This is a genomic window from Mesorhizobium sp. M0701, from assembly GCF_040320365.1.
GTDB lineage: Bacteria > Pseudomonadota > Alphaproteobacteria > Rhizobiales > Rhizobiaceae > Mesorhizobium.
Genome location: NZ_JAMYPO010000009.1, coordinates 22,497 through 48,124, shown reverse-complemented (window position 1 = coordinate 48,124; position 25,628 = coordinate 22,497). Strand labels below are relative to the sequence as shown.

Genomic DNA, 25,628 nt, shown 5'->3' with positions numbered 1-25,628 from the left:
CTGTGCGCAGCTTAGCGCATGATCATGCGCTGTTTCTCGCGATTTTGCGCATAGCTGGCCTTGTCATAGGGGGCCTGCGCCTCAAGCTGCTCCTTGGTGAAGTTCGTGTAGAGATAGCGCTTGCCGTTCTTGTCGGTCATGAATTTCAGGTTGTCCATGCCGACCGCCACCTCCTTCTCGCCGATGCCAAGGAAGCCGCCGACGTCGATGATGACTGCGTCGACCTTCTTGTCGCCGCCCAGCACGATATCGCCGATCTCGCCGACATTGACATCGTTGGCGCCGTAGACGGTTGTTCCGACCAGATCCTCGGCCCGGATTTCGCCTATCGGCATTTCAGTCAGTGTCGACTTGTCGATCGACCCGGTCTTGGTCTGGTCTGCCGTCGTTGCGGGCGCTGGGGCATTTTGAGCCGTCTTACTGGCCTGGTCAGTGTTGTTGGTCGTCGCAGTGTTATCGGTCGTGGCAGTGTTGCTGGCCGTCACAGTAGGCGTGACGACGGCTGGCGCATTAGCCGCGGCATCGTTCGACGCTGTGGTCGCCGGGGCCGGATCATAGGGCTTGCGGTCGAAATCCGGCTGCGCCGTCAGCTCTTCCTTGGTGGTTTGGGCGACCAGCCAGCGATCGCCGTTCCTCTCGGCCCACTGCGCCTTGTCGAAATCATAGGCGACGTTCTTTTCACCTATGCCGAGGAAGCCGCCGACACCGATGACCAGCGATTGCGCCTTGGCTTCCTTGTTGATGACGATGTCGTTTACGTCGCCGATGTTCTGGGCGTCGTCGCCGGTACCGTTGTAGACGGTCTCGCCGATGATATTGGTGGCAAGATTGCCTTCCGCGCGCTTCACGACCGGAGCGGGGTTGTTACCGGCCGGCGCCGCCGGGGCGTTCTGCGCCGTATCGGTGGAGGTCGACGGAGCGGCAGGAGCCGTAGCCGTGGTGTCTGTCGCCGCAGGCGCCGGATCATAGGGCTTGCGGTCGAAATCCGGATGAGCCGTCAGCTCATCCTTCGTCGTTTGCGCTATCAGCCAGCGATCGCCATTTCTTTCGGCCCATTGCATCTTGCTGAAGTCGAAGGCGACGTTCTTGGTCCCAATGCCGAGGAACCCGCCGACGCCGATGACGATGGATTTTACCTGGCCGCGTTCGTCGAAGACGACATCGGTGACCTTGCCGATATTCTCTGCATTGTCGCCGGTGCCGTTATAAACCGACTCGCCGATGATATTGGTGACAAGACTGCCCTCGGCGCGTTGCACCGGAGCGGCTGGAGCGGAATTCTCTACGGCGGGTGCTTGCGCCGGCGCCGGGGTCGTCGCCGATTGCGCAAATGCACCCGTCGCAATCAATGTTGCGACTGCTGTCGTGGTTAAAAGGGTGCGGATCATCTTAGTGTCTCCTCGTCGGGGATTTCGTGCACGCCGTGCCCGCATAGCGTCGCTGCGGGCGCAGCGTCTTCTGCATGTTCACAACGTTGTGACCACACTGTTGTTCCGAAAAAAGCCGTGGCGCACCCGGTGCCATGTCGAAGGTTCTCGGATTCGCCACGCTGGTCGAAAGGAACATTTTCTCGGCCGCCCCGTTCCACTCCCGGCTGGGGCTCCGTCCCGGCCCGATAGGTGCTGGAAAATGGAACGGCCATGCAGTTTGCAGCGGTGCTGAACAAGGACGGGGGCACCCTGCGCACCATCGATCTTGAGGCCTTCGCCAGTCGGATGCGCAGCACGCTTGAGACTGCCGGCCACTCGATCGATATCGAAATCGTCGCCGGCAAGGATATCGTTGCCACGCTGGACGGCGTAGCTTCCAGGCGCGGCATCGACGTCGTGCTGGCTGGCGGCGGCGACGGAACCATTTCGGCCGCGGCAGCCCGTTTGATGAATGGGGAGAAGGCGCTGGCAATTCTGCCGGCTGGCACAATGAACCTTTTTGCGCGCGGCCTCGGTATTCCGCAGACCCTCGATGCGGCACTGAAATCGTTTGCCGACGGCGAGGTGATGGCGATTGACATTGCAACAGCCAACGGCCGGCCTTTCGTGCATCAATTCTCGATCGGCATGCACGCCAGGATGGTGCAACTGCGCCAGAAGATGGAATTCGGCTCGCGGTTCGGGAAGATGCGCGCCTCGGTGCGAGCCGCTTGGGCGACGATCAACAATCCACCGGCGATGAACGTAACGCTGACGATCGGCGAGGCCGAGATCAGAACGCGGATCACCGGTATCGGCATCACCAACAATCTGTTTGGCGAGGGCCACCTGCCCTATGCCGATAATCCGGCAGGCGGCGTGCTGGGCATCTATGTCACCGTGGCGCGGCGGCGCGGCGAATTGATCAGGTTCCTCTTTGACGTCGCCCGTGGGAAATGGCGCGGCAACGAGCATGTCGAAATCCATCAGGCAAACCGCGCCGTTTTGAAAATCCATTCGACGAACAGGAAAGTTCAGGCCGTCATGGACGGCGAACTGGTAAAGCTCGATCGCGAGATGACCGTCGAAATCCATCCGCGCGCGTTGAATGTTCTCGTCCCGGCGCGCGCCGCCGAGGCAAAGGTTGCCTGACGTGGGATGCGTGATGTGGGGTTGCGTGATGCAAACTGGCGCGAGCGATGGAGAGAACCTAGCCGCTGGGCGTGTTGCCCTGTTCGGTCTTCGGCGTCTCGATCATCCAGCCGTAGATTTCGGCGACGCCCCAGGCGATAAAAGCCAGCAACAGCGCGGCGATCAGGATACGAAGGACATGCCGACCCCGCCGCCCTTGACGGGCTTTGTTTTCAGGAATGGTTTTTGGCATTGTCTGGCTCCATATTTGGCGCCGGCAGGCGTAACTGGCGGGGCGTTGGCTGGTAACGGTCCCCCGCCGCGAAAGTTCCGGCTCTGCAAGGCGGCAGACGGGCCGGTTGGCCTGACCAATCAGCGGAGCCGGCCACCGGGGGCATAGTGGACGACAATAGCCAGAACACGCCGGGCCTGCCGGCCGATATTCGCCGTGTGGTGGGCGCCGCGGACCGTCTTGCCGTGCTGCACGGCCTCGACACGCTGGACGGGGCTGCCGACCCTGATTTCGATCGTATCGGCGGTCTTGCCGCTTCGGCGATGCAAACGCCTGTCGCACTGATCACGCTGGTCGATGCCGAGCGGCAGTGGTTCAAGTCCTGTATCGGCCTCGGCGAGACCGAAACCGCAACCGAGACATCGTTCTGCGCCTATACCATCGCAGCCGGCAACGTGCCGATGGTGGTGGCCGACGCGGCGGCGGATCCGCGGTTCAAAGCCAATCCGCTGGTCACCGGCGAGCATCATATCCGCTTTTACGCAGGCGTGCCCATCGTAATCGACGGCGCGCTGATCGGCACGCTGTGCGTGCTCGACCGGAAGCCGCACGCACGTCCCTCCTCTGTCCAGCTCGACCAGCTGTCGGCGCTGGCCGGCCTTGCCGCCAGCCTGTTCACGCTGAAGGATGCAACCCGCAGTGCGGCGATTGCCAAGGCAGCACTGGTTCGAGAGGAAAAGCGGCGCGCTATCGCGCTCGACGCGGCCTCGCTTGCCAGCTGGGCATGGGATATCCGCAGCGATATGATCGACTGCGATGTCCTGCTGCCCGAATTGTTCAACCTGCCGAAGTCGAACAGGCTGAGGGCGCGCGACATCCTGACCGCCATCGACCCGCGCGACGTTCACCAGACCGAAACACGCTTTCGCGACGCGCTGACTGGCAGCGACGATTATTTTGGCGAATACCGTGTCAAAGGCCTCGATCCGCCGCGATGGATCGCAACGCGCGGCCGCGTCATAGAGCGCGACGGCGAGGGCAAGCCAACGCTGATCTTCGGCGTCAACTACGACATTACCGAACGCAAACTTGGCGACGAACGTCAACGACTGTTGCTGCGCGAGCTCAATCACCGCGTCAAGAACACTTTGGCAACCGTACAGGCGCTGGCTACGCAGACCGTTCGCCATGCCCGCCAGCCAAGCGAATTCCTCGAAGCCTTCAGCGCCAGGCTGCAGGCACTGGGCGTTGCGCACAGCCTGCTGTCGGACCGCGAGTGGCGCGGTATCGGCATCCGCGAGCTGGTGGAGATCGAGCTAAAGCCGTTCCAAGCCGCCGGACAATCGCGCATGGCGATCTCCGGCGCCGATGTCCTGCTCTCACCCGACCAGGCAGTCGGGCTCGGGCTAATCCTGCATGAACTGGCAAGCAACGCACTGCAATACGGGTCGCTCTCGGTTTCCTCCGGAAAGGTCGATCTCGATTGGAGGGTACAAGGCAGGAAGGGCGCACGGCGTCTGTTGCTGGCCTGGCGTGAAAGCGGCGGCCCGCGGGTTGCGCCGCCCGAACGCCATGGCTTCGGCTCGATCCTGATCCGCCGCAGCCTGGCCAAGGTCATTTCCAGCGAGGTGACCCATGAATTCCGGCCGGAAGGCGTGGTCGCCGAAATATCGATTCCGCTCGAAGATTTGTGACGCCAGCATTTTGCGACCGGCGCCAGAATCGTTTGCCCCGAACTATCCCTCCGAACTATTCCCGTTTGCCGGTATCCGGATCATCGGAGCCGCGCTTCACGTTCTCGCGGTAGATAGCGTAGGCGGCGAGTGCTATCGCCGGGCCGAGAATCGCGCCCAGTCCGGCCTTCCCCGCGCCACCTTTGCCCTTGAGCAGCGCCGGCAGCACGGCGAGTACCGCAGTGATGCCGATAGCCTTCATGTCGGCGTTGCGTCGCTTCGCCCGGCGCCTGGCGCGCGAGCCGGCCGACATCCGGTAGACGAGCAGGATGAGACCGGCGATTGCCAGAAAGCCGATCCCGAAGCTCAGGGAAGCTGCCATCGGCCCATAGCGGGCCGCCGTCCAGATATAGGCCGCCGCGACGAGGAAGCCGAGGCCGCACAGCGCCGCGAGCGCTGCGATCGAATAGACAATCGCAGCGACGCGTGCGCGTTGCACCGCCGCAATGGTTTCGCCCGAGGCGAGGCCCGAGATCAGCGATGCAAGCATTCCCATACGTGCAGAACTAACGGCGCGCGAGAAGCGCGAAGAGGAATCCGACGCCTGCGGCGATCGCCAGCGAAGTCACCGGCTTTTCGCGCATATGCGCTATCATCTGCGCCTCGATGTCCCTGGCGTTGCTGCGCAGGCTGTCGAAGGCTGCCTCGCCCTGGGTTCGCAACTGCTCGACGCTTTCGGCCGCGGCTCGCCGTGCTGCCCCGTAGCCATGTTCGCCAGTTTTGGCCAACAGCTTGGTAAGTTGGTCGATGTCGGCCTTCAATTGTGCGATGTCGGCCTCAATATCGGAATTCGTGCGGGCTTCGTTCGCGGCCTTTCCTGCGGCAGTCGCCATTGCTTCACTCTCCATGCTTTTGCTCGGTCGAAACGCCCGACAGACCCCAAGGTTCCGGCACGAACCTCTTCTAACCCTATCTCCGGCAGCGCGCGTTGCAAATGCCTTGCATGGGCTGAGGCCGACGCATCCGCGCCGGCACGTCTTTTTTAAATGACAGCATGCCAAATAACGATCATGACTTCCCCCGTTTCACGATAGAGACGAATTTAAGGAGATATTGCTGCGTGCGCCCATCGCTTGACGGTTTGCGGATTCTTATCCTGGAAGATGAGTTCCTGATTGCCATGGATATCGAGCAGCTTTGCCGCGACTACGGCGCGCTCGATGTGGTCATCGCCCGTGATCTGACTGAGATCGAACAGCAAGACGTTGCCGCGCAATTCGATGTGGCCATCGTCGACCTCATGCTGAGCGGCGTTTCGACGCTCCAATTTGCTTCGCGGCTGCGTGAAGCGGACATCCCGTTCGTCTTCGCCTCGGGCTATTCGGATACCGACGAGATCAAGAAATCCTTTCCCGGCGTCAGGCTGGTCACCAAGCCCTATTCGGGAGACGATCTCGTCGAGGCAGTGGTAACGGCCTGCAGGCGCACGCCTCTTCGCTGAGGCGCGGAGCGGTTCGAACACGCCGGCGCTTCACGCAGCCGTCGACCCGGTTACCTGAGCCGAAATTGCGTCCGGGCCATACTCGTCTTCACCGGAGATCTTCAGGATTTCCTGCAGCCGTGTGCGGGCGCGGCTGACGCGGCTCTTGATCGTTCCGACGGCGCAGCCGCAGATCTCGGCCGCTTCCTCGTAGGAGAAGCCCGACGCGCCGATGAGGATAATGGCTTCGCGCTGGTCTTCTGGCAGCAATTCGAGCGCGCCGCGAAAGTCTTCGAGGTCAAGCTGGCCGTGCTGGGCCGGGTGAACGGCAAGCCTGGCCGTCATGACGCCATCGCTGTCCTGCACCTCGCGGCCGCGCTTGCGCATCTGCGAATAGAATTCGTTGCGCAAGATCGTGAACAGCCACGCCTTCAGATTGGTGCCGGGCTGGAAGCTTTCATGCTTGTCCCAGGCCTTGACCAATGTTTCCTGCACCAGGTCGTCGGCCTTGTCGGCGTTTTGCGTCAGCGACACGGCAAAAGCCCGCAGGCTCGGGATCGAGCCGAGCAAGTCGGTCTTGAAGCCCTGAGAGACGGCCGCCATGCTTCAGTCCTTCTTTTGTACAGGTTCGGCCTTTTCCAACTGGCTGAGCAGTTGGGCGAAGCGATCCGGCACATTGTCGGAGACCAGCTCGTCATAGTATTGTTTGAGTTTGCGGCCGATTTCCGAGTTCGGCCCAAGCGGGTCGCGGGAAGCGGCCCGGCGCCCGTTGCCAACGCCAGCCGTGGTAGCTTTCGTCATGTTCTTCATTTCGCCCTTCGTCCCAGCCTTAAGCCGCCCTTCAACACATAACGCAAGGCAAGCGGCAGCCTCGTCTGGTTGCCCAACCCGCCTTTAAACGCCAGCCTCACATATTAGTTCCGCACGATTGGAACCTTTTTCAAGGAGCCAGCGTTTCAATTGCTGGGCTTGCAAACCGTTTTTAGCTGTAACATGCAATCACGTCATATGAGGGAGACGTCCACTATGAGCCTATCAGCAACCATCGCTCCGCACCTGCCGTTCCTGCGCCGCTTCTCGCGCGCCGTATCCGGATCGCAAGAGAGCGGCGACGCGCTGGTCGCCGCAATGCTCGAGGCCATCATTGCCGATGTCGACATCTTTCCGGACGCATCGAACGACCGCATCGCGCTCTACAAGGTCTTTGCCAAGCTCTTCACCTCGGTGGCCATTCGCGTTCCGCAGGAGCATGCCCAGTCGGCATGGGAACAGCGCGCCGCGGCCAATCTGAATGCAATTGCGCCTCGTCCCCGCCAAGCCTTTCTGCTGGTTGCGGTCGAAGGCTTCAGCGAAGACGAGGCGGCGGAGATTCTCGACGTCGACGAACAGCAATTCTCCGAACTTCTCGCGCAGGCGAGCAACGAGATCTCCCGTCAGGTGGCAACCGACGTGCTGATCATCGAGGATGAGCCGCTGATCGCCATGGACATCGAGGAAATGGTCGAAAGCCTCGGCCACCGCGTCGTCGGAACGGCGCGCACCCACGCCGAGGCGGTGGCGATGTTCGGCAAGGCGCGGCCAAAGATGGTGCTTGCCGATATCCAGCTTGCCGACGGCAGTTCGGGCATTGCGGCCGTCAATGAGATCCTGTCGTCCACCTCGGTGCCGGTGATCTTCATCACCGCCTTTCCCGAGCGCCTGCTCACCGGCGAGCGGCCGGAACCAGCTTTCCTGGTTACCAAGCCGTTCAATCCGGACATGGTCAAGGCTCTTATCAGCCAGGCCCTGTTCTTTGACCGGCACGCGAAAGCCGCGGCATGAAACAGCGGGCGGCCGAACTGCGTCCGCCGAGACAGCCGCTCCCTCGGATCAGATGGGCGTGACGCCGGCTCAATTCACTGGCAACCAACTGGGGCAACCAACTGGACCTTTCCACACACCGCGGCAATTCGGGCCCTGAAGATTTTCAGCATCGTCTTTTTCGGAAAATGGTGGAACAAACGGAGGCGAATCACGTTTTCACCGCAGCATTGGAAGGAGATCGATCATGCTTTACTGGGCGCTCGTATTTCTTGTCGTGGCGATAATCGCCGGTGCGCTTGGTTTCGGCGGCATCGCTGGCACCTCGGCCGGCATAGCGCAGATATTGTTCTTCATCTTTCTCGCCTTCCTGATCATATCGCTTATTGCCGGCCTGATCAGACGAGCGTGAATGCCAAGCGGCCATTCAAGCGAACACTGGAAGCCGCACCCCTCAAACGGTTTCCAGCCACCGCCGGGCAGTGTCCTCCAACGGGATGCCGCTCGGCGGACCGCTTTTTAAGGCTTGATACGAACCTCCTCCTTTTGGAACCCATTTTTCCGCGAACCGTTCAGCCCGACATGGGTTGAGCAAATTGACCGATGCGTCCAGAGTCGGAAAAATGAAAGACCGCGGCCAGAGTGATGAGATCATCGCTTTGCATCCCGCCGAAAGCGGGATGCAGCTTGGCCGGGCCCTTCTCCATGCACTGCACAATGCCGGGATTTCCGTCCTGTACCAGGATCGCGAGATGAAGACGGTGTGGGCGCGCAACATGCGCGCCCCCTGGACTTCCGATGCCTCCGACAACAACGGCATCTTGCCGCCGGCGCAGGCGGAGCGTATCGGCGCCGCCAAGCACGACGTCATCGTCTCCGGCAATCCTCAACATCTTGAACTCAGCGTGCCGGCCGATGACGGCGCCCGCTGGTTTCAAGTGTGGATAGACGCCGACCGCAGCGAGACCGGCGCGGTGCAGGGCGTCGTGACCACCATGGTCGAAACAACCGAGCAGAAACGCCGGGAGCAGACGTTGAAGGCGCTGCTGCGCGAAGTCAGTCATCGCTCCAAGAACCTTTTGGCCATTATCCAGAGCATCGCCACCCAGACGGGCCGTTACTCCGGCAGCATTGACGATTTCCTGACGCGCTTCCGGGGCCGATTGCAGTCGCTGGCCTCCTCGCAGGACCTGGTTACATCATCCAACTGGCGGGGAGCGGCGCTGCGCGAGCTGGTTTCCGGTCAGGTCGGCAGGTACGGCGCGGATCCCTTGCACAGCCTGCGTTTCCGCGGCGCAAATCCATATCTCAACCCCAATGCCGCCTTGCACATCGGCTTGGCCATGCATGAGCTTGCCGTCAATTCGGTCAGCTATGGCGCACTGTCGCGCAGCGACGGTTTCGTCGAGGTGACGGCCGATCTGACGGCAGCTTCGGCTGGCGAGCCTGCGCTGTCGCTGACATGGGCCGAAGTGATCGGAGCCAACGACAATCAGCGCAGCGAGAAACGTTTTGGCAGCGTCGCGCTTGAACGCGTCGTGCCCACTTCATTGAATGGAACGGCGACACTCGAAATCACCGGGAACCGCCTCGAATACCGCCTTGTCGTTCCTCACGGCAATTTCGAGACCGATTGAACGAACGGCGGTCGGCGCGAGAAGGCTTGTAGCGCACCGCCGACTTTAACCGACTGTTCACCATAAAGTCCGATCCTGTGCGAACGTGCCGATCCACCGGACATCGATTGAGTTTGGCACAAAATGAAAGGAATGGGCCTTGTCGGCTGCCGACTTGAACAGACTGGAACAGGCCGCTCGCGTCTCGATGGGCGGTTTTCAGGATCCCGACGCGTCCGCAGCGCCCGCGCCTCGTGCTTCGCCCCTCCGCTTCGCCGCCGTCGCGCTTATGGCCGCGATCGTCCTGACCGCCGCGTCCCAACTGATCTGAATCGAACTCGCCTCTGCTTGATCGCTTTGAAACCACTGCCCGAGTGCTCGGCCGTGCCCGTTCGCGGTCACCGACCTGCAAGGCCAGGCCCAACATGTCGTCGCCAGATGCCTTGCCGTCGATCCGGCGCTCGAGGACGACCATGACGGGATCGTCTGGAAGTGCGTCCCAGCGGCACGCTCGATGCGTCCTTGGAGATTTCCGGGTTCGTGGTAGCATCGAACGGCGCACGCCCCGAAAAAGACTATCTTAATCAACAATGAAATCGTGCGGGCAAAGGCCGCACTTTCATGCTAAATGGCGGCTGGAGCTTATTAAAGTGAGGACAAAGTGAGGATGACTCCATGCGGAAGATGATTATTGCCATGGTTGCCGTGGTTGCGGTCAGCGGCTGCACCACCACGGAAGAGAACGTGGGTATCGGCACTGTGGGCGGCGCGCTCATTGGTGGCGCTGTCGGCGGCGGCAAGGGCGCTTTGATCGGCGCCGGCGCCGGTGCGATTGGCGGTCTGCTCGTTCGCCGTCTGCAAAATGGCTACTGCCAATACAGAGATCGTCACGGCCGGATTTACACAGCTCGCTGCAACTAGTTTCGAGCTCCAGGCGAACAGCAAACGCGGAGGCAGGCCACCTGTCTCCGCGTTTGCTCTTTAAAGCGCTGTTGCGATGCGGCCCACGAGACGGCGTTTCAGGCCGGCAGCGGAACCCTGATTTCCACGTTCAAGCCATCTTCGCGAAAATCGCGCCTGATTGTGCCACGCAATTCGCGCGTGACGTTGAGATCGATCAATCTGGTGCCAAAACCGCTCTTTGCCGGTGTCTCGAGCTTCTTCTGACCGGCCTCGCGCCAGTTGAGAGCCAATGTCCGGGTGCCGCTACGGGCTTCGAGCGACCAGTCGACCTTCAGCGCACCGACTGAATTGCCGGCTTCGCCATGCTTCAGCGCATTCGTCGCCAGTTCGTGAAAGACGAGGCCGAGTGCCTGCGTCGTCTTTTCATCGAGAAGGACCTGCGGTCCCGACAGTAGCCCTTCAGGAAGCTCGCTGCCGAACACCTGGCCTAGCTCGATGCGCAGCAGGTCGCCGAGATCGGCTTTCTGCCAGCGTGAGCGCGTCAGCATGTCCTGGGAAGCCGCCATCGCCTGCAGCCGGGCCGAGAAAGAAGCCGAGAATTCCTGGACGTCGGTGGTGTGCGATGCTGTCTGGCGCGCGATTGCCAGCACCCGCGTGATCGAGTTCTTGATGCGATGCTTCATCTCCTGCAGCATCAGGTCTTTTTCCAGCAGGCTCTTTTCGGTCGTTTCGTGAAGCAGCGAGACCGCCTCATAGGCCCGCTCCTGATAGCGGGCCACCAGCGCGATGGCGCCCGCAAGCAGCAGTCCGAACAATCCGAGCATCACCGGGATGGCGCGCGAGGAAGGTTGCGAGAAAGCACTTGTCGGCCTGAACAGGACGACCCACGGCCGGCCGGCGACGGTGATCTTGCGGGTGACCAGCAGCCTGTCGCCGAGGCTCGAAACAGGCGGCGTTTCCGATTGGAACAGCAGGTTGTCGCTGTCCACCGTGCCGTCATAGATCTCGGTGTTGACCGGCAGCAATGGTGCCCGGCTGAGCGCAGCCTGGAACAGATCACGGGCGCGGAAGGCCGCATAAAGGAAGCCGGCAGTCGAGGATCTCGTCGCGTTCACGGCGTCCGGCGCGGTTTCGACATTGAGCCGGACGAAGACGAGGAACCCGGTAAAGGTCTGCGCGGCACCCGTATCCTTGCCGAACTGCACGAGCCCGCTGGCGTGCTGCTGGTCGTCGGCCATCGCCTTTTCGATCGCCTCGCGCCGCGCCGGCCCGGTGAACATGTCGTAGCCGATGCTGGATTTGTTGGACGGATCCAGTGGTTCGAACAGCACGATGGGCGTACGCCACGGTAAGTTCGTGTCGGGATAGATCGGATGGCTTGCGCCGTGATCGTGCAGGATGTCGCGCTCGACCGCCGCCTCGTTGCCAGTTTTCGCCAGGCGGAGGAAACCGATGCCGCGCAGGCCGGCGAAATTATTGTCGATGTCGATCGCGTTGAAGAAAGCCTTGAACTCGCCCTGCGAGATACCGCCATTGCGTGCGTCGAACAGCGCCCGGGTCGAACGCAACAGCGACAGGTCCAGGTCGATGCGGCTTTCGATCCGGTTAAGCGCGTCGTCTGCCGTCGCCTCGAATTTAATGCGGGCCGCCTCCTGGGTGGCAAAATAGGCAAAACCCGCCATCGTCAGGCTGATCAGCGCGACGGCGATAAAAGCGACGGTCGGAAAAAGCTTCTTCAATTGCTGATACGTCCCGTGGACGGTTCGGCATCTTTATGGGCAAGTCCCGACGCCAACACAATGGCGAGGCCAAAGCATGGTGACGGCTGGCACATTTTGGCGGCTTGTGATTAGCCGGCTAATTCTCGTTCATGCGGCGATCTTCAGCGCGCCCGGCCCCGGAATGGCGCCGGGTGGACACTTGCCGAGGATGATCATGCCGAGCACCTCGTCCTGGGTGACGTCGGTTGTGCGCGCCGTTCCGACAACCCGACCGTTCTTCATGACGCAGACACGGTCGGCAAGCTCGAACACGTCGTGAATATCATGGCTGATCAGGAAGATGCCGATGCCGTCGGCCTTGAGCTGCCTGACCAGTTCGCCGACCTGCGCCGTCTCTTGCGGCCCGAGTGCCGCCGTCGGCTCGTCCATGATCAGGATGCGAGCATTGAACAGGATGGCGCGGGCGATCGCCACCGACTGCCGCTGGCCGCCCGAAAGCTTTACCACCGGCTCCTTGAAGCGTTGGAAACGCGGATTGAGCCTGCCCATCACCTTGCGCGCCTCGGCCTCCATGGCGACGTCGTCGAGCGTACCCCAGCCGGTCATCAGCTCGCGGCCGAGAAACAGGTTGGCGGCCGCATCGACATTGTCGGCCAGCGCCAGCGTCTGGTAGATCGTCTCGATGCCGTACTTCTTGGCGTCGCGGGGATTGGAGATCGAAGCCTCCTCGCCGTTGACGAAAATCTGGCCCGCATCGCGCTTGTAGGCGCCGGACAGGATTTTTGTCAACGTCGATTTGCCGGCACCGTTGTGACCGAGCAAAGCCATCACCTCGCCCGGGAAAAGGTCGACAGAGGCATCGTCGACGGCGCGAATGCCGCCGAAAGCGATGGAGATGTTGCGCATGTCGATCAGCGGCGTGGGAGCGGTTTTGTCTGCCATGCTCGTCCTTCCTCCCTAGAGGTCCTGCTTGAGCACCAAGTTGTACGAAAACCGGTTTCCACCTTGCGGGATCATGCTCAGACCCGTTTGCGATAGACGGTATCGAGCCACACCGCGACCACCAGCACGGCTCCGACAACGATGCTCTGCAGCGGCGAATCGATGCCGAGCAGCACCATGCCGGACTGCAGCGACTGCATCAAAAGCGCGCCGAGCATGGCGCCGAGCACTGTGCCGGAGCCGCCGGCGAGCGACGTGCCGCCGATCACCGCCGCCGCGATGACCAGGAGCTCGTCCAGCGTGCCCAGCGCATTGGTCGACGAGTTCTGCCTGGCTGACGAGATCGCTGCGGCGATCGTCGCCAGCACGCCCATGATCATGAACACCTTCATGGTCACCCAGCGCGTGTTGATACCGGCAAGGTTGGCTGCTTCCGGATTGCCGCCGATGGCGAAGACATAGCGGCCGAAACGGGTACGCTTGGCGATGAAGGTCATGATCAGCCCTACGGCTACAGCCATCAGCACGGGTATGGCGATGCCATGGGCGATGAACAGCCCGCCTTCGGGAACGGTTATATTGTTGGCCGCCGCATATCTGTTCACGATGCCGACCGGCCAAGGATAGGAATTGGCAAGCCATATGGCGCCCATGATGACAAGGCAAGTGACGGCCCCGAGGAACGTCTCGGCCCAGATCGGGCGTAACGGGAAGCGGAACCGCTTGCGCTGCACCCGCCCGTTGAGCAGCATGAACACAACCGCCAGGCACGCGACAATTCCGACGATCCAGCTCCATCGCGCGCCGATCGAACCCGTCGGTCCGCCGCCCATCAGCTGGAAAGTGGCATCCAGCGGCGCAATCGTCTGCCCACTGACGACCCACCATGCGGCACCCCGCCAGACCAGAAGGCCGCCCAGCGTCACGATGAAGGCCGGCACCTCGAGATAAGCGATGATGTATCCCTGGAACGCTCCGATCAGAAGGCCAAGCGCCAGGCCGATGGCCAGTGCCAGGATCCAGATCCAGGGGTTGCCTAATTGCAGACCGACCATTCGCACCAGGAAATGCACCTGCGCAAAACCCATGACCACGCCGATCAGGCCTTCGGCGGAGCCGACCGACAGGTCGATATTGCGCATGACGATAACCAGCACCATTCCGGCGGCCATTATGGCCACGGCCGAAGTCTGCACCGACAGGTTCCAGAGATTGCGTGGCGTCAGGAAGGTCCGGCTGTCGAAGTCGAACGGATTGACGCCGAGCCGTACGCTAGAAATGACATGCAGGCCGACCCAGATGACCAGCAGCGCGCCGACCATGCCGAGCATGCGCGTGTCGAGTTCGGTTGCCTTGAGAAATCGGGCAACGATGCCGAGCTCGGATTCCCGTGCCCGGTCTGCCGTGTTGTCGACCGGCGTGTTGGACGTCGTGTCGGTCATGATGTTTCTCCCGCCGGGTTGCCGTCTGCCGCGGATGCCGGAAGCAGCCTAGAAGTTATCCGCCGGAAGCGGAAAAACAACTCTTGTTGAAAAAACGCCGCGGCGAGCGGCCGCGGCGTTCGGACTTCTCGGAATCGTCGGCTCAGTTGCAGACTGGAACAGTGCCAGCCGTCACGCCGGCGCAGACCTCTTCTTTCTTGATCCAGCCGGCGTCGATGACGACGTTGAGGTTGTCCTTGGTGATGGCGACCGGGGTCAGGAACAGCGACTTGACGGTATTGCCGCCGGGCGTGGTGAAATCCTTCACGCCGGCAATGTCGGTCATCTGCTTGCCGTCGGCCAGTTGCGAGGCGATCTCGGCGGCATTCTTGCCGAGCTCGCGCGCATCCTTCCACACCGACACGGTCTGTGTGCCGAGCGCGATGCGGTTCAGCGCGGCGTGGTCGCCGTCCTGGCCCGAAACCGGAACCGATCCGGCCAGCCCTTGCGCCGTCAGCGCGGCGACGACGCCGCCGGCAGTGCCGTCATTAGCGGCGACCACGGCATCGACCTTGTTGTCGTTGGCGGTCAGGAACTGTTCCATGTTCTTCTGAGCGTTGGCCGGCAGCCAGCCGTCCGTATAGGCCTCGCCGACATTCTTGATCTTGCCGCCGTCGATGGCCTCCTTCAGCACCTCCATCGAACCGGCAAACAGGAAATCGGCATTCGGATCGGAACCCGAACCCTTGATGAAGACGTAGTTGCCTTCCGGCTTCACCTTGAAGACTTCGCGGGCCTGCATGCGGCCGACTTCCTTGTTGTCGAAGGTCAGATAGAACACGTCCTTGTTCTCGATCAGCCGGTCATAGCCGACGACCGGGATGCCTTCGTCCAGTGCCTTCTGCACGGCCGGCCCGATGGCCGAGGCGTCCTGCGCCAGGATGATCAGTGCGTTGGCGCCCTGCGAGATCAGGCTCTCGACGTCGGTGAGCTGCTTGCCGGGGTTGGACTGTGCGTCGGCGGAAATATACTTGTCGCCTGCGGCCTCGATGGCCGCCTTCATTGCGGCCTCGTCGGTCTTCCAGCGCTCTTCCTGGAAGTTCGACCAGGAAACGCCGATGACCTTGTCTTTAGCCTGCGCCACCGACGCCAGCGCCAGCGTCATGGCGACACCCGCCAGAATGGCGGTCGTGAATTTCTTCATCATATCCTCCCTGCGCCGCGTACGGCGTGACCAATTGGCTCAAAGACCAGCTTAGAAGCTCTAATTTTTTCGAGCCTCGAAAAAATACTGGCCCGATCTCCGGCTGCTGTCAACATCGATTCTGATGGATTTTGATGACTCTGCGAGTTTTTTCGAGCGTCGGAATAAACGATGACAGCGCCACCTGCATCTGACACTATTTGCCTGCATCCGACACTATTTGTCGGACATTACCGACGGCTTCCGGTTCATGAGCGGCCGCGGCAACCGGGAGGAAAGCAAAACAATGTCGGTCGGAATCCGCCATGACGATTTGCGCCGGCGCAACCGGGCGATGGTGATCTCGGCGGTGCGCCGGGCCGGCCAGCCATCGCGTACTGAGATCGCAGCTACCACCGGCCTCAGTCATTCGACCATATCGGCGATCTCTTCCGACCTGATACGGGAAGGCATCCTCGCCGAGAGCAAGGCAAGTGAGCCCGTTTCGTTGAAACGCGGTCGTCCGCAGGTCGGCCTCGCCCTCAATCCGGAAGCGGCGGCGGTGCTGACCGTGGTGTTGTCGCTGAATTTCCTGTCGGCCGCCATTATCGACTATACGGGACAGGTGGTCGCCGAGGAACAGCGCCGGCTGGACACGCTGACCATGCCGCGCGACGAGCTGATCCGTGAATGCATGGCCATCGTCCGGCGCCGGCTGCAGGATCCAGACCTTGACGTCCGCAGTGTCGCCCGCATCGCCCTGGCGATTCAGGGCATTACCGACTCCCCTGCACGCGCCATGCTGTGGTCGCCGATCACGCCGCAGACCGACATCGCCTTTGCCGACATGCTGGAGGGCGAATTCGGCATCCCGGCAACGGTGGAGAACGACTGCAACATGATGGCGGTGGCTTTGCGCTGGCGCAATCCGGATCGCTATCGCGACGACTTCATCGCCATCCTGCTTTCGCATGGCATCGGCATGGGGCTGGTGCTGAAGGGCGAACTGTTCACCGGGACGCATTCCTCGGGCGGCGAATTTGGCCAAATGATCCATCGTCCGGGCGGCGCGCTCTGCCGTTGCGGGCGGCGCGGCTGCATCGAGGCGTATGCCGGCAACTACGCCATCTGGCGCAACGCCAGGCAGATGAGCGAAGACAGCGAACCGGTCGCCGACGTCAGCGACGCCGACATGCGAGCACTGGCGGCCCGGGCGCGCGAGAAAGATGGGCCGGAACGCGAGGCCTACCGCAAGGCCGGCGAAGCGCTGGGTTTCGGTCTCGGCTCGCTGTTCGCGCTGATCGATCCGGCACCGGTCGCGATGGTCGGCGCCAGTGCCGCCGCCTTCGATCTGATCGAGCCGGCCTTGCGGAAGGCAATCGCCCAGACCGCCGGCGGCCAGCATTCAGGCTCGATCTCCTTCGATACAGAGCCGAACGAATTGCCGCTGATCCGCGAAGGCTGCGCGATGCGGGCGTTAAGCTTCGTCGACCAGGAGATTTTCGCGCCGGGCGCGCAAATGAGGCCCAGCGTCAGAAAGAACGTAGCATGACCAGGCGGGTCAATCTTCCCTGATCGCATAGCCGGCACCGCGGATGGTGCGGATGACATCCGGCATCCGGCCGTTGTTGACGGCTTTGCGCAGCCGCCCGACATGCACGTCGACGGTGCGTTCGTCGATGTAGATTGTCTCGCCCCAGACATTATCGAGTAACTGGCTGCGCGAGAAGACACGGCCCGGATGCCGCATCATGAACTCGAGCAGCCGGAATTCGGTCGGCCCGAGCCTGATTTCGCTCTTCTTGCGATAGACCCTGTGCGATTCGCGATCGAGCACGATGTCGCCGACCTTCAGCACGCTGGACAGCACTTCCGGCTTGGCGCGCCGTAGCAGCGCCTTGACCCTGGCCATGAATTCTGGTGTCGAAAACGGTTTGACCAGATAGTCGTCGGCGCCGGTCGAAAGACCGCGCACCCGGTCGCTCTCCTCGCCGCGCGCGGTCAGCATGATGATCGGCAGCCGCTCGGTTTCGGGGCGCACCCGCAACCGACGACAGAGCTCGATGCCGGAAACCGCTGGTATCATCCAGTCGAGCACCAAAAGGTCGGGCACATTCTCCTGCAAACGGATCTCGGCTTCGTCGCCGCGTGTCACCACCTCGACCTGGTAGCCTTCGGATTCGAGATTGTAGCGGAGCAGCACACCCAACGGCTCCTCGTCCTCCACCACCATTATGCGTGGTGCGATCATCGGCTGGGCACCCCCATCATGTCACCGGTGCGGACATTGTCGTTTCGTCCTGCTTCGGACGATTGACCGGCAATTGCTCGCCGGTCAGCACATAATACGCATTTTCGGCGATGTTGGTGACATGGTCGCCGATCCGCTCCAGATTCTTGGCGCAGAACAGCAGGTGCGTGCAAGCGGTGATGTTGCGCGGATCTTCCATCATGTAGGTCAAGAGCTCGCGGAACACGGACGTGTATTTGACGTCGATGCGCTCGTCGGCGGCACGCAGCTTGGCCAACGCGGCCGCATCGCCTGCAGCATATTCCTCGATGACACCCTGCACCTGGATGAGAACCAGTTGCGCCATCGCGTCGATGGAATGCGACAGGTCCCGCGGCGTGGCGCTGAGGCCGACCGCACTCACGCGCTTGGCGATATTCTTGGCAAGGTCGCCGATGCGTTCGAGGTCGCCCGCCATGCGGATCGCTCCGACCACATGGCGAAGATCGTGGGCCATCGGCTGGCGTTTGGCGATGAGGGTGATGGCGCGGTCGTCCAGTTCGCGTTGACGCGCATCCATGATGGCGTCGTCGGAAACGACGCGTTGCGCCAGCACGTTGTCGGAATTCAACAGGGCCTTGGTCGCCCCGCCGACCATCGAACCGGCGAGGTCGGCCATGTCGCGGATCAGCTTGCTGATCTGCTCGAGATCCTCGTCGAAAGAAGCGACTGTGTGTTCGCCCATGGTCCTGTCCTCATATGCATGATCGGAACGGCTCAGCCGAAGCGGCCAGTGATGTAGTCCTGCGTGCGCTTCTCGCGGGGCGACGTGAAGATCTTCTCGGTCCGGTCGAACTCGACCAGCTCACCCAGATACATGAAGGCGGTCTGGCGCGACACGCGCGCCGCCTGCTGCATGTTGTGGGTGACGATGACGATCGTGTAGTCGGCTTGCAACTCGTCGATCAGTTCCTCGATCTTGGCGGTCGACAACGGGTCGAGGGCCGAAGCCGGTTCGTCGAGCAGAATGACTTCCGGCTTCACCGCCACCGTGCGGGCGATACAGAGCCGCTGCTGCTGGCCGCCGGACAGGCTCAAGCCGCTGGCGTTGAGCTTGTCCTTGACCTCGCTCCACAGCGCGGCGCGCTTCAACGCCTGTTCGACGCGGCCGTCCATCTCGGACTTGCCGAGGTTCTCGTAGAGCCTGACGCCGAAGGCGATGTTCTCGTAGATCGACATCGGGAACGGCGTCGGCTTCTGGAACACCATGCCGATCTTGGTCCTGAGGAGGTTGAGATCCTGCGACCGGTCGAGAATGTTCTTGCCGTCGAGCAGCACCTGGCCCTCGGCCGTCTGTTTTGGGTAGAGCTCATAGATGCGGTTGAACACACGCAGCAGCGTCGATTTCCCGCAACCCGAAGGGCCGATGAAGGCCGTGACGCTGCGCTCGGGCAGCGACAGGCTGATGTCCTTCAGCGCCTTGCTCTGGCCGTAGTAGAAGTTGAGGTTCTTGACCTCGATCTTCGTCTTCTCGGCTACCGTTTCGGCCATCGTCATGTCTGGGGACAACATCTGTGTCATCTGTCCTCTCTGCGTCCGGTAAGGCTGCGGGCGAGGATGCTCAAGCCCAGAACCGTCAGGGTGATTATGAGTGCGCCGGTCCACGCCAGTTGCTGCCATTCCTCGTAAGGGCTGAGAGCGAACTGGAAGATGGTCACCGGCAGGCTGGCCATCGGCGCGTTGATATTGCTGCTCCAGAACTGGTTGTTGAGCGCGGTGAAGAGCAGCGGCGCCGTCTCGCCGGAAATGCGTGCTATCGCCAGCAATATGCCGGTGACGATGCCGGACAATGCGGCGCGGTAGGCGACCGAACGGATCACCACCCAGCGTGGCGCGCCGATCGCGGCACCGGCTTCACGCAACGCGTTCGGCACTAGGCTGAGCATGTCTTCAGTGGTGCGCACGACCACCGGAATGACCAGGATGGCAAGCGCAACTGCGCCGGCAATGGCCGAGAAATGTCCCATTGGCCGCACCATCAGCTCATAGACAAACAAGCCGATGATGATCGACGGCGCCGACAACAGGATGTCGTTGATGAAGCGGACGACGGTGGTGATGCGCGAAAAGCGTCCATACTCGGCCATGTAGGTTCCCGCCAGCACGCCGATCGGCGTGCCGACGACAACGGCGATGATCGTCATCAGCAGGCTGCCCGCGATGGCATTGAGCAGGCCGCCGGCCTCGCCCGGTGGTGGTGTCATCTCGGTGAAGACCGCGAACGAAAGCCCGGCTGTGCCCTTATAGACCAGTGCGCCGAGGATGAGCGCCAGCCAGGCAAGCCCGATGCCGGCGGCGACGACGCAAAGCGCCATCATCACCGAATTCCTGGCTTTGCGGCGGCTGTGGAGCGATGAGGATGTCGACATCGGTCAGGCTCCCGTACGGGCGTCGATCCGCATCAGCATATAGCGGGCGGCGGCAAGGATCAGGAAGGTGATGACGAAGAGGATCAGGCCAAGCGAAACCAGCGAGGAGGTGTAGAGGTCGCCGTCGGCCTCGGTGAATTCATTGGCGATGGTCGCCGAGATCGTCGTGCCCGGCGCGAACAGGGAGGCACTGATGCGGTGGGCGTTGCCGATGACGAAGGTCACCGCCATGGTCTCGCCGAGTGCCCTGCCGAGGCCAAGCATGACGCCGCCCATGATGCCGATGCGGGTATAGGGAATGACCACGCGCCGGGTCACTTCCCAGGTCGTGCAACCGATGCCATAGGCCGATTCCTTCAGCACCGCCGGCACCGTATCGAAGACGTCCTTGGTGATCGAGGTGATGAAGGGCAGCACCATGATGGCGAGGATCAGCGCCGAGGTCAGAAGGCCGATGCCGTAAGGAGGGCCGGCGAAAAGGCTGGATAGTCCCGGCACGCCATGGAAGATGTTGATGATGAAGGGCTGTATCGTCGTCTGCAGGAATGGCGCGAACACGAACAGGCCCCAGATGCCGTAGATGATCGAAGGAATGCCGGCCAACAGCTCGACCGCTATGCCGATCGGGCGCCTGAGCGGGCGCGGGCAGAGCTCGGTGAGAAAGATTGCAATGCCGATGCCGATCGGAACCGCGATCAGGATGGCAATGGCCGCCGTCACCAGCGTGCCGTAGATCGGCGCCAGTGCGCCAAATTTTTCCGTAACAGGATTCCAGCTCTCAGTCGTCAGGAAAGAAAAACCGAACGACGACAGCGCCTGCCATGAGCCGGCAAACAGCGAGATCGCGACACCGCCGAGGATGACCAGCACAAGAATTGCGGAAGCGCGGGTAAGTCCGCGGAATATGGCATCTGTGAGCGCGAAGCGCCGCACCGTAGCTTCCCTGGCCCGGGCTGCTGCAGATGATGGCATGGCATCGGAAGCGATGGTCATTGGGTCCTCGCGATTAAAGGCAACAGGGAGGGCGCCATCGACGCCCTCCCTGGAGGAGATTACATAGCCGAGTAGAGCGGCTTGCCGTCGTCGCCGACGACTTCCTTGGCCCACATGGCCTTGACGCTCTCAACCACCTTGTCGGGCATCGGAACGTAGTCCAGTTCGCCGGCCATCTCGTCGCCCTTGTCGTATGCCCAGGCGAAGAATTTGAGCGCTTCGCCGGTGGTCGCGGCATCATCCGGCTTCTTGTAGAGCAGGATCCACGTTGCCGCCGTCATCGGCCAGGACTCGGCGCCCGGCTCGTTGGCGAGGATGACGCCATAGCCCGGCTGCGAGCTCCAGTCGGCATTGGCCGCTGCCGCCGAGAACGCCGCCGCGGCGGGCTCGACCTTCTTGCCGTCCTTGTTGATCATATCGGTGTGGGTGAGCTTGTTCTGCTTGGCGTAGGCATATTCGACATAACCGATCGCGCCGCCGGTCTGGGAAACGTTGTTGGCAACGCCCTCATTGCCCTTGGCGCCGATGCCGACCGGCCATTCCACGGCCTTGTCGACGCCGACCTTTTCTTTCCAGTCCGCGCTGACGTCGCCGAGGTAATAGGTGAAGTTGAACGTCGTGCCCGAACCATCGGAACGGTGAACGACCGCGATCGCCTGCGAAGGCAGCTTGACGTCCGGATTAAGCTTCTTGATCGCTTCGTCATCCCAGCTCGTGATCTTGCCGAGGAAGATGTCGGCCAGCGTCGGGCCGTCGAGAACCAACTCGCCCGGCTTGATGCCTTCGAGATTGACGACGGGAACGATGCCGCCCATCACCATCGGGAACTGAGCCAGTCCGGTCGCTTCAAGCTCGTCGCCCTTGAGCGGCGCATCCGAAGCGCCGAAGGTAACGGTCTTGGCTTTGATCTGCTTGATGCCGCCGCCGGAACCGATCGACTGGTAGTTAAGGCCAACGCCGGTGTCTTTCTTGTAGGTGTCGGCCCACTTCGCATAGATCGGGTAGGGGAAGGTGGCGCCGGCGCCGGAGATGTCCGCGGCGAGCGCGGCGGACAGGGTGAGGGTGGTCGTCGCCGCAGCCATTGCAATCGCAACGGCCGCCGAGCGGATGAAATGTCTCATGTGGCCTGCTCCTGTTCGGAATATGGTCTCTCGGCGCCATTCCTCCGGCGCCCGCTGAGGCCAATAGCCCCCGATTATTACAGTCGCATGACAGTTTCATGTCGCTCCGGTAACGGCGCCCAGCCGGGTTAAGAAGGAGCGGCCGCGGGCTTTGTCGGCATGGGCCGCGGTTTGCCGCTGGAATCAGCAGCTTGCGTGAATTCCGGCCGGCATCGTCTGCTCGGCGATCGTAGCCACCGGCTTTAAAAGAAAAAAGCCGGACGGGAGCGCGTTGCATGCAGCCAGAACGTGTCATGGCCGCGCCATCGCCGAAACAGGTCCGTTGGGGTAAATCTGACCCTGTTTCTTGCCGGCGGTCGCTGCTCCCGCCCGTAACTGGAGGAGCGGAACTTCGAATATCCCATTGTCGCCACTGAGCGCAGCTTTGGTATGGTGCGATCGCACCATGGCCTTACGCTGGAAGCGTTGACGAATCGCAAGGTTCTAACTCGCGCTGGACCTCCATCCGCGCCCGACCCGGCGCTCGATCTTCGAGCAACGCCTTCGACTGGAAGTGCGACGACTCTACTTCACGGTATCTACTCCCTTCGCCCTATTCCGCCGGTTGTCGGTTAGGCCGAAGCAGCGTTATAAGCTTGCAGGGGTATTGCTGATGTCTCGACGGATTCTGCCTGTCTTCCTGTGCCTGGCGCTGCCTCTGGGAAGCGGCTGCGCGCGCAGCAATGACGGCACCGTCATCATTCCCAAGCCGCTCGATGTTCGCCGTTTCTGGGACAGGCCTTCGCCGCAGGCGCAAGCCGAACAGTCGCAACTGGAGACCGACGTCTTTCCAGTGGCGCCGCAAACGCCGAAAAGGCCGGCGGTGCGCAGGAGCGCGGCTTCCGTTGCAACGCCTCGGAGGAGGATCACCAACAACCCGCCCATGCTGTCGCCGGAGCCGACGAAGCCGCTAACTTGCAAGAATGTCAGCGAGCCCGGCAAACGGGCCCGCATGGTCTGCGAATAACCAGCCGACGTCCGTCGATGCGTACGGCTCCAGGCCTTGAAGCGGCTATCCGGCCAGCCGTCTCGGAACATCGCCCGCCCTGGTCAGTCCGCCGGGAAAAAGGCCGGCCCGACCACTCTCACCGGCCGCGCGCCGATCGCTTTCTCGATCGACTGATGCTGGGCAATCCCTGGCACCTCGAAAACCGGCGTTTTTGCCCCTGCGAGAGCGGCACCGGCAGTTTCGATCCCGGATTCAGGAATTTCCGCGACGACGCCAAGATCCGGCTTTGCCGTCGGCAACGGAATGATGGCGTTGCTCATGTTGGCCGGTGTCACGGTTCGTGCCCTGAGCTCGGCGACGCGCCGGTAATAGCGCTTGACGTCGCAGGCATTGAAGTTCGCGTCGTCGCGGTACCGGAACGCGGCAGGTAGCTCCACATAGGGTTTTCCCGACTCGAGCGCGACCATCTCCTCGGTCTCGCGAGTGGCGTCGCTCAGCGTATAGAGGTCGACGCCGGCATCGTCGCAGATGTAGCGACACTGATCGACCGTTTCCTTCAGATCGTCGCCCTTGGCGAACTGCGATTTTGGCGCGGGGAAGAAATATCCGTCCGACAAGCGAACGCAAAACAGCATCCGATTGCCGCCAATTGTTGTGCCTGCGGACTGGGCCTTGGGTGCCGTGCGTTGCTGCGCCGGCTGTTTCTTGGCAGCGGGGGCGGCGCAGCCCAGCGCGACAAACCTGGCCTTCAATCTGGACGTGTCCCTGCTCGAATTCGACAGTCTGGCGATCTGCCGTTGCACCTCCGCCTTGCTGCTGACCAGGTCGGCGCAGGGATTGAAGAAGAAGCCGGCCGTTTTCGCCGTGCATCTGCGTTGTCTCTCAAGCTTTTGAATCGCGGCGAGTTGCCGGCGCAGTTGGGCAAGCTCGGGGCTGGTCCCGCCGCTGCGCCCCGCCGAAAGCAATTGGCTCCTGATGGCACCGCAGCTATCCGCGTAGGAGAAGGATGTGCCGAGCGCAACGGCTATTGCCGACACCAGCATCAGAACCGTGAGGGGCCAGAAGCGTGTCACTGGAACGACCATTATCCTTGTTGCACCGAGAACAGGATTTCTTTGTCGACTATGGATAAGTACTAGCTAAATCAGTCTTTCCTAATTGAAGTAGATCAAACCGCCACCAGAGACTTTAGCTCTAGTGTATTAGATCCACTCGTGTAAATTCAATATTACATTTTTATTTCAAGATTGAGACGAACCGGCAGCAACGCCGGCGGACGCCCGCCACGGCGAAGTTTGATACGCGCGGCGGGTTCGGCATCGCGATCAATCCGGCGTTACCGGCCGGCCGTTGCTGAAACCTTAGCCCTGGGATCGGCGTTGAGCGGCCAAAGGAGGAGACCGCAAATGTCGATCCACTTCACTGTCGCGGACCTGACCAGGAATCTGTTCCATTCACTTGGGTTGGACCATGAACGCGCACCGAGGCCACTCGACCACGAGCAGGGGCTTTTGCTGGAGTGCTATCTTGCCGGCCAGATACCGGAATCGGCCTGGAGCGACTATGTCTTCGAGATGCCGGAACTGGCGCGACATGTCGAGGCGAGACGAAGGCGCCACTAAAGCGCATCGCGGTCGACCGGGCCTCATGCGACGCGCTTAGGTTCTTGTCTAATGCATGTCGTTGTCGCAAAACCGCTGCACACTTTTGCGCGACATGCATTAGGTCCCGAAAAGTGGAATCCGGTTGTCGGAAAAGATCAAGGCGAAGCCTTCACTCGCGGTGCAACCTGTTCTTGTTTGGGCGAGTTGAATTGCAGAGTGAACACCTTGCCCGGGATGCCTTGAGCCAGCGCCGGTGAAAAGCTCAACGGCAGGCAATGGTCCACGGCCGCGACCGCCGCGTCGACAAAAGCTTGGCGCGTCTTCTCCTCGCCGGCGACGCGGATGGCGGTCGGCTTGGGCCGGCCGATCAGCGTGCCATCGCGCCTGAAGCTGAAGCTCAGGGTGACGGTGGAATTCCCGGCATTCGCCGGAGGGGTCCAGCACGCCTGGATGGCAGCCCCGACCTCGGGCATGGTGTTGAGCGTCGCTGCATTCGATTGACCGGTTGCGCCCACCAGCATGGCGCCTGCAATCACCATCATTCCAGCAATGCTTTTCATGGCAGGGCCTCTGTCCTTGAACCGCCCTCGAGGACGGGACGAACTTCGATGGTAGGGCCGACAGCGGCGATGACAAGATGGCGGCGACGCGTTTCATCAGCCATGCAGGCGTCGTGAAACGCCGTCTGGCGCAACTTCGACAGGGGCTGAAATAAGCAAAAGGCCGGCGCGCAGCCGACCTTTGCTTTCCAT

The 25,628-nt window shown here is 61.8% G+C and carries 29 protein-coding genes; 11 read left to right on the top strand and 18 right to left on the bottom strand.

Translation table 11 applies throughout. The features are described from left to right. Nucleotides 1-11: 11 nt before the first annotated feature. Nucleotides 12-1,388, bottom strand: a complete 1,377-nt coding sequence (locus NKI24_RS11440) for a PRC-barrel domain-containing protein (protein ID WP_352451156.1) — start codon at nt 1,386-1,388, stop codon at nt 12-14. Between the two features lie 252 nt (nt 1,389-1,640). Between NKI24_RS11440 and NKI24_RS11435 the strand changes: the two genes are divergently transcribed. After that, entirely contained in the window at nt 1,641-2,561 is a 921-nt protein-coding gene (locus NKI24_RS11435; RefSeq protein ID WP_352745287.1) for a diacylglycerol/lipid kinase family protein, read from the top strand. Between the two features lie 58 nt (nt 2,562-2,619). Here the strand turns inward: NKI24_RS11435 and NKI24_RS11430 are convergent, their stop codons facing one another. After that, complete coding sequence (locus NKI24_RS11430) at nt 2,620-2,793, bottom strand: hypothetical protein (protein WP_292659198.1); 174 nt, start codon at nt 2,791-2,793, stop codon at nt 2,620-2,622. 146 nt (nt 2,794-2,939) lie between these two features. Between NKI24_RS11430 and NKI24_RS11425 the strand changes: the two genes are divergently transcribed. Then, a complete protein-coding gene (locus NKI24_RS11425) occupies nt 2,940-4,466 on the top strand; it encodes a sensor histidine kinase (protein ID WP_352451154.1) in 1,527 nt (508 codons plus the stop codon). 55 nt (nt 4,467-4,521) lie between these two features. Here the strand turns inward: NKI24_RS11425 and NKI24_RS11420 are convergent, their stop codons facing one another. Both NKI24_RS11420 and NKI24_RS11415 read right to left on the bottom strand, forming a co-directional pair. Further along, nucleotides 4,522-5,001 (bottom strand): hypothetical protein, encoded by a 480-nt coding sequence (locus tag NKI24_RS11420; protein ID WP_352451153.1) that lies wholly within the window; start codon nt 4,999-5,001, stop codon nt 4,522-4,524. Nucleotides 5,002-5,011: 10 nt separating this feature from the next. Continuing rightward, the gene (locus NKI24_RS11415; RefSeq protein WP_023678546.1) at nt 5,012-5,338 is read right to left on the bottom strand and encodes an ElaB/YgaM/YqjD family protein; all 327 of its coding nucleotides are present in this window, start codon (nt 5,336-5,338) and stop codon (nt 5,012-5,014) included. A gap of 227 nt (nt 5,339-5,565) precedes the next feature. On the opposite strand from NKI24_RS11415, the gene NKI24_RS11410 reads away from it, so the two are divergent. Then, a complete protein-coding gene (locus NKI24_RS11410) occupies nt 5,566-5,946 on the top strand; it encodes a response regulator (protein ID WP_352451152.1) in 381 nt (126 codons plus the stop codon). Between the two features lie 30 nt (nt 5,947-5,976). Here the strand turns inward: NKI24_RS11410 and NKI24_RS11405 are convergent, their stop codons facing one another. Next, nucleotides 5,977-6,528, bottom strand: coding sequence for a sigma-70 family RNA polymerase sigma factor (locus tag NKI24_RS11405; RefSeq protein ID WP_023678544.1), 552 nt, complete (start codon nt 6,526-6,528; stop codon nt 5,977-5,979). A gap of 3 nt (nt 6,529-6,531) precedes the next feature. After that, a complete protein-coding gene (locus NKI24_RS11400; protein WP_023720919.1) occupies nt 6,532-6,735 on the bottom strand; it encodes a NepR family anti-sigma factor in 204 nt (67 codons plus the stop codon). Between the two features lie 216 nt (nt 6,736-6,951). On the opposite strand from NKI24_RS11400, the gene NKI24_RS11395 reads away from it, so the two are divergent. The 5 genes from NKI24_RS11395 to NKI24_RS11375 all read left to right on the top strand — a co-directional run bounded on the left by NKI24_RS11395 (nt 6,952) and on the right by NKI24_RS11375 (nt 10,262). After that, nucleotides 6,952-7,746: a response regulator gene (locus NKI24_RS11395; protein ID WP_352451151.1), complete on the top strand. Its 795-nt coding sequence runs from the start codon at nt 6,952-6,954 to the stop codon at nt 7,744-7,746. A 226-nt stretch (nt 7,747-7,972) separates the two neighbouring features. Next, nucleotides 7,973-8,137 carry a DUF1328 domain-containing protein gene (locus tag NKI24_RS11390; RefSeq protein WP_023678541.1) on the top strand — a complete coding sequence of 55 codons (165 nt, stop codon included), beginning with the start codon at nt 7,973-7,975 and terminating at the stop codon, nt 8,135-8,137. Nucleotides 8,138-8,348: 211 nt separating this feature from the next. Then, complete coding sequence (locus NKI24_RS11385; protein WP_352745282.1) at nt 8,349-9,362, top strand: sensor histidine kinase; 1,014 nt, start codon at nt 8,349-8,351, stop codon at nt 9,360-9,362. A 139-nt stretch (nt 9,363-9,501) separates the two neighbouring features. Beyond that, entirely contained in the window at nt 9,502-9,672 is a 171-nt protein-coding gene (locus NKI24_RS11380; protein ID WP_352745279.1) for a hypothetical protein, read from the top strand. Nucleotides 9,673-10,016: 344 nt separating this feature from the next. Beyond that, entirely contained in the window at nt 10,017-10,262 is a 246-nt protein-coding gene (locus NKI24_RS11375; protein WP_006328050.1) for a YMGG-like glycine zipper-containing protein, read from the top strand. A 98-nt stretch (nt 10,263-10,360) separates the two neighbouring features. Here NKI24_RS11375 and NKI24_RS11370 read toward each other — a convergent pair whose 3' ends face one another. The 4 genes from NKI24_RS11370 to xylF all read right to left on the bottom strand — a co-directional run bounded on the left by NKI24_RS11370 (nt 10,361) and on the right by xylF (nt 15,532). Continuing rightward, the gene (locus tag NKI24_RS11370; RefSeq protein ID WP_352451149.1) at nt 10,361-11,983 is read right to left on the bottom strand and encodes a CHASE domain-containing protein; all 1,623 of its coding nucleotides are present in this window, start codon (nt 11,981-11,983) and stop codon (nt 10,361-10,363) included. Between the two features lie 129 nt (nt 11,984-12,112). Next, nucleotides 12,113-12,907, bottom strand: a complete 795-nt coding sequence (locus tag NKI24_RS11365; RefSeq protein ID WP_352745275.1) for an ATP-binding cassette domain-containing protein — start codon at nt 12,905-12,907, stop codon at nt 12,113-12,115. 77 nt (nt 12,908-12,984) lie between these two features. Next, nucleotides 12,985-14,349 carry a sugar ABC transporter permease gene (locus tag NKI24_RS11360; protein ID WP_352745272.1) on the bottom strand — a complete coding sequence of 455 codons (1,365 nt, stop codon included), beginning with the start codon at nt 14,347-14,349 and terminating at the stop codon, nt 12,985-12,987. Between the two features lie 142 nt (nt 14,350-14,491). Beyond that, nucleotides 14,492-15,532, bottom strand: a complete 1,041-nt coding sequence (gene xylF / locus NKI24_RS11355; protein ID WP_352451147.1) for a D-xylose ABC transporter substrate-binding protein — start codon at nt 15,530-15,532, stop codon at nt 14,492-14,494. 286 nt (nt 15,533-15,818) lie between these two features. Here xylF and NKI24_RS11350 point away from each other — a divergent pair, with 286 nt between their 5' ends. Further along, nucleotides 15,819-17,063, top strand: coding sequence for an ROK family protein (locus NKI24_RS11350; protein ID WP_352745269.1), 1,245 nt, complete (start codon nt 15,819-15,821; stop codon nt 17,061-17,063). Nucleotides 17,064-17,072: 9 nt separating this feature from the next. Here the strand turns inward: NKI24_RS11350 and phoB are convergent, their stop codons facing one another. The 6 genes from phoB to pstS are packed head-to-tail and all read right to left on the bottom strand — an operon-like array spanning nt 17,073 to nt 22,284. Continuing rightward, nucleotides 17,073-17,762 carry a phosphate regulon transcriptional regulator PhoB gene (gene phoB / locus NKI24_RS11345; protein ID WP_031212149.1) on the bottom strand — a complete coding sequence of 230 codons (690 nt, stop codon included), beginning with the start codon at nt 17,760-17,762 and terminating at the stop codon, nt 17,073-17,075. Between the two features lie 16 nt (nt 17,763-17,778). Continuing rightward, nucleotides 17,779-18,486 carry a phosphate signaling complex protein PhoU gene (gene phoU, locus NKI24_RS11340; RefSeq protein ID WP_023678534.1) on the bottom strand — a complete coding sequence of 236 codons (708 nt, stop codon included), beginning with the start codon at nt 18,484-18,486 and terminating at the stop codon, nt 17,779-17,781. A 32-nt stretch (nt 18,487-18,518) separates the two neighbouring features. Continuing rightward, nucleotides 18,519-19,322, bottom strand: coding sequence for a phosphate ABC transporter ATP-binding protein PstB (pstB, locus tag NKI24_RS11335; protein WP_352451144.1), 804 nt, complete (start codon nt 19,320-19,322; stop codon nt 18,519-18,521). Then, nucleotides 19,319-20,170, bottom strand: coding sequence for a phosphate ABC transporter permease PstA (gene pstA, locus NKI24_RS11330; RefSeq protein ID WP_352677846.1), 852 nt, complete (start codon nt 20,168-20,170; stop codon nt 19,319-19,321). The genes pstB and pstA overlap by 4 nt, the downstream gene beginning before the upstream one ends. 3 nt (nt 20,171-20,173) lie before the next feature. After that, nucleotides 20,174-21,163 (bottom strand): phosphate ABC transporter permease subunit PstC, encoded by a 990-nt coding sequence (gene pstC, locus NKI24_RS11325; RefSeq protein ID WP_352634128.1) that lies wholly within the window; start codon nt 21,161-21,163, stop codon nt 20,174-20,176. Between the two features lie 59 nt (nt 21,164-21,222). Then, a complete protein-coding gene (gene pstS / locus NKI24_RS11320; RefSeq protein WP_352451140.1) occupies nt 21,223-22,284 on the bottom strand; it encodes a phosphate ABC transporter substrate-binding protein PstS in 1,062 nt (353 codons plus the stop codon). Nucleotides 22,285-22,936: 652 nt separating this feature from the next. Between pstS and NKI24_RS11315 the strand changes: the two genes are divergently transcribed. Continuing rightward, the gene (locus tag NKI24_RS11315; protein ID WP_352745264.1) at nt 22,937-23,290 is read left to right on the top strand and encodes a hypothetical protein; all 354 of its coding nucleotides are present in this window, start codon (nt 22,937-22,939) and stop codon (nt 23,288-23,290) included. Nucleotides 23,291-23,373: 83 nt separating this feature from the next. On the opposite strand, the gene NKI24_RS11310 is transcribed toward NKI24_RS11315, so the two are convergent. Next, complete coding sequence (locus NKI24_RS11310; RefSeq protein ID WP_352745261.1) at nt 23,374-24,345, bottom strand: DUF2865 domain-containing protein; 972 nt, start codon at nt 24,343-24,345, stop codon at nt 23,374-23,376. Between the two features lie 333 nt (nt 24,346-24,678). Between NKI24_RS11310 and NKI24_RS11305 the strand changes: the two genes are divergently transcribed. Then, the gene (locus NKI24_RS11305; protein WP_352451137.1) at nt 24,679-24,894 is read left to right on the top strand and encodes a hypothetical protein; all 216 of its coding nucleotides are present in this window, start codon (nt 24,679-24,681) and stop codon (nt 24,892-24,894) included. Between the two features lie 137 nt (nt 24,895-25,031). On the opposite strand, the gene tolA is transcribed toward NKI24_RS11305, so the two are convergent. Further along, on the bottom strand, nt 25,032-25,397 hold the full coding sequence (gene tolA, locus NKI24_RS11300) for a cell envelope integrity protein TolA (protein ID WP_352703757.1): 366 nt from the start codon (nt 25,395-25,397) through the stop codon (nt 25,032-25,034). Nucleotides 25,398-25,628 lie beyond the last annotated feature (231 nt).

Bases quoted from the DNA above. Each gene is read 5' to 3' on its own strand.
- NKI24_RS11305 (WP_352451137.1), top strand. From the start codon at position 24,679: ATGTCGATCCACTTCACTGTCGCGGACCTGACCAGGAATCTGTTCCAT.
- NKI24_RS11365 (WP_352745275.1), bottom strand. From the start codon at position 12,907: ATGGCAGACAAAACCGCTCCCACGCCGCTGATCGACATGCGCAACATC.
- xylF (WP_352451147.1), bottom strand. From the start codon at position 15,532: ATGAAGAAATTCACGACCGCCATTCTGGCGGGTGTCGCCATGACGCTG.
- NKI24_RS11440 (WP_352451156.1), bottom strand. From the start codon at position 1,388: ATGATCCGCACCCTTTTAACCACGACAGCAGTCGCAACATTGATTGCG.
- pstS (WP_352451140.1), bottom strand. From the start codon at position 22,284: ATGAGACATTTCATCCGCTCGGCGGCCGTTGCGATTGCAATGGCTGCG.
- NKI24_RS11385 (WP_352745282.1), top strand. From the start codon at position 8,349: ATGAAAGACCGCGGCCAGAGTGATGAGATCATCGCTTTGCATCCCGCC.
- NKI24_RS11435 (WP_352745287.1), top strand. From the start codon at position 1,641: ATGCAGTTTGCAGCGGTGCTGAACAAGGACGGGGGCACCCTGCGCACC.
- NKI24_RS11400 (WP_023720919.1), bottom strand. From the start codon at position 6,735: ATGAAGAACATGACGAAAGCTACCACGGCTGGCGTTGGCAACGGGCGC.
- NKI24_RS11395 (WP_352451151.1), top strand. From the start codon at position 6,952: ATGAGCCTATCAGCAACCATCGCTCCGCACCTGCCGTTCCTGCGCCGC.
- NKI24_RS11360 (WP_352745272.1), bottom strand. From the start codon at position 14,349: ATGACCGACACGACGTCCAACACGCCGGTCGACAACACGGCAGACCGG.
- NKI24_RS11315 (WP_352745264.1), top strand. From the start codon at position 22,937: ATGTCTCGACGGATTCTGCCTGTCTTCCTGTGCCTGGCGCTGCCTCTG.
- NKI24_RS11420 (WP_352451153.1), bottom strand. From the start codon at position 5,001: ATGGGAATGCTTGCATCGCTGATCTCGGGCCTCGCCTCGGGCGAAACC.
- NKI24_RS11350 (WP_352745269.1), top strand. From the start codon at position 15,819: ATGTCGGTCGGAATCCGCCATGACGATTTGCGCCGGCGCAACCGGGCG.
- phoU (WP_023678534.1), bottom strand. From the start codon at position 18,486: ATGGGCGAACACACAGTCGCTTCTTTCGACGAGGATCTCGAGCAGATC.
- pstC (WP_352634128.1), bottom strand. From the start codon at position 21,163: ATGACCATCGCTTCCGATGCCATGCCATCATCTGCAGCAGCCCGGGCC.
- NKI24_RS11375 (WP_006328050.1), top strand. From the start codon at position 10,017: ATGCGGAAGATGATTATTGCCATGGTTGCCGTGGTTGCGGTCAGCGGC.
- tolA (WP_352703757.1), bottom strand. From the start codon at position 25,397: ATGCTGGTGGGCGCAACCGGTCAATCGAATGCAGCGACGCTCAACACC.
- pstB (WP_352451144.1), bottom strand. From the start codon at position 19,322: ATGACACAGATGTTGTCCCCAGACATGACGATGGCCGAAACGGTAGCC.
- phoB (WP_031212149.1), bottom strand. From the start codon at position 17,762: ATGATCGCACCACGCATAATGGTGGTGGAGGACGAGGAGCCGTTGGGT.
- NKI24_RS11390 (WP_023678541.1), top strand. From the start codon at position 7,973: ATGCTTTACTGGGCGCTCGTATTTCTTGTCGTGGCGATAATCGCCGGT.
- NKI24_RS11415 (WP_023678546.1), bottom strand. From the start codon at position 5,338: ATGGCGACTGCCGCAGGAAAGGCCGCGAACGAAGCCCGCACGAATTCC.
- NKI24_RS11405 (WP_023678544.1), bottom strand. From the start codon at position 6,528: ATGGCGGCCGTCTCTCAGGGCTTCAAGACCGACTTGCTCGGCTCGATC.
- pstA (WP_352677846.1), bottom strand. From the start codon at position 20,170: ATGTCGACATCCTCATCGCTCCACAGCCGCCGCAAAGCCAGGAATTCG.
- NKI24_RS11430 (WP_292659198.1), bottom strand. From the start codon at position 2,793: ATGCCAAAAACCATTCCTGAAAACAAAGCCCGTCAAGGGCGGCGGGGT.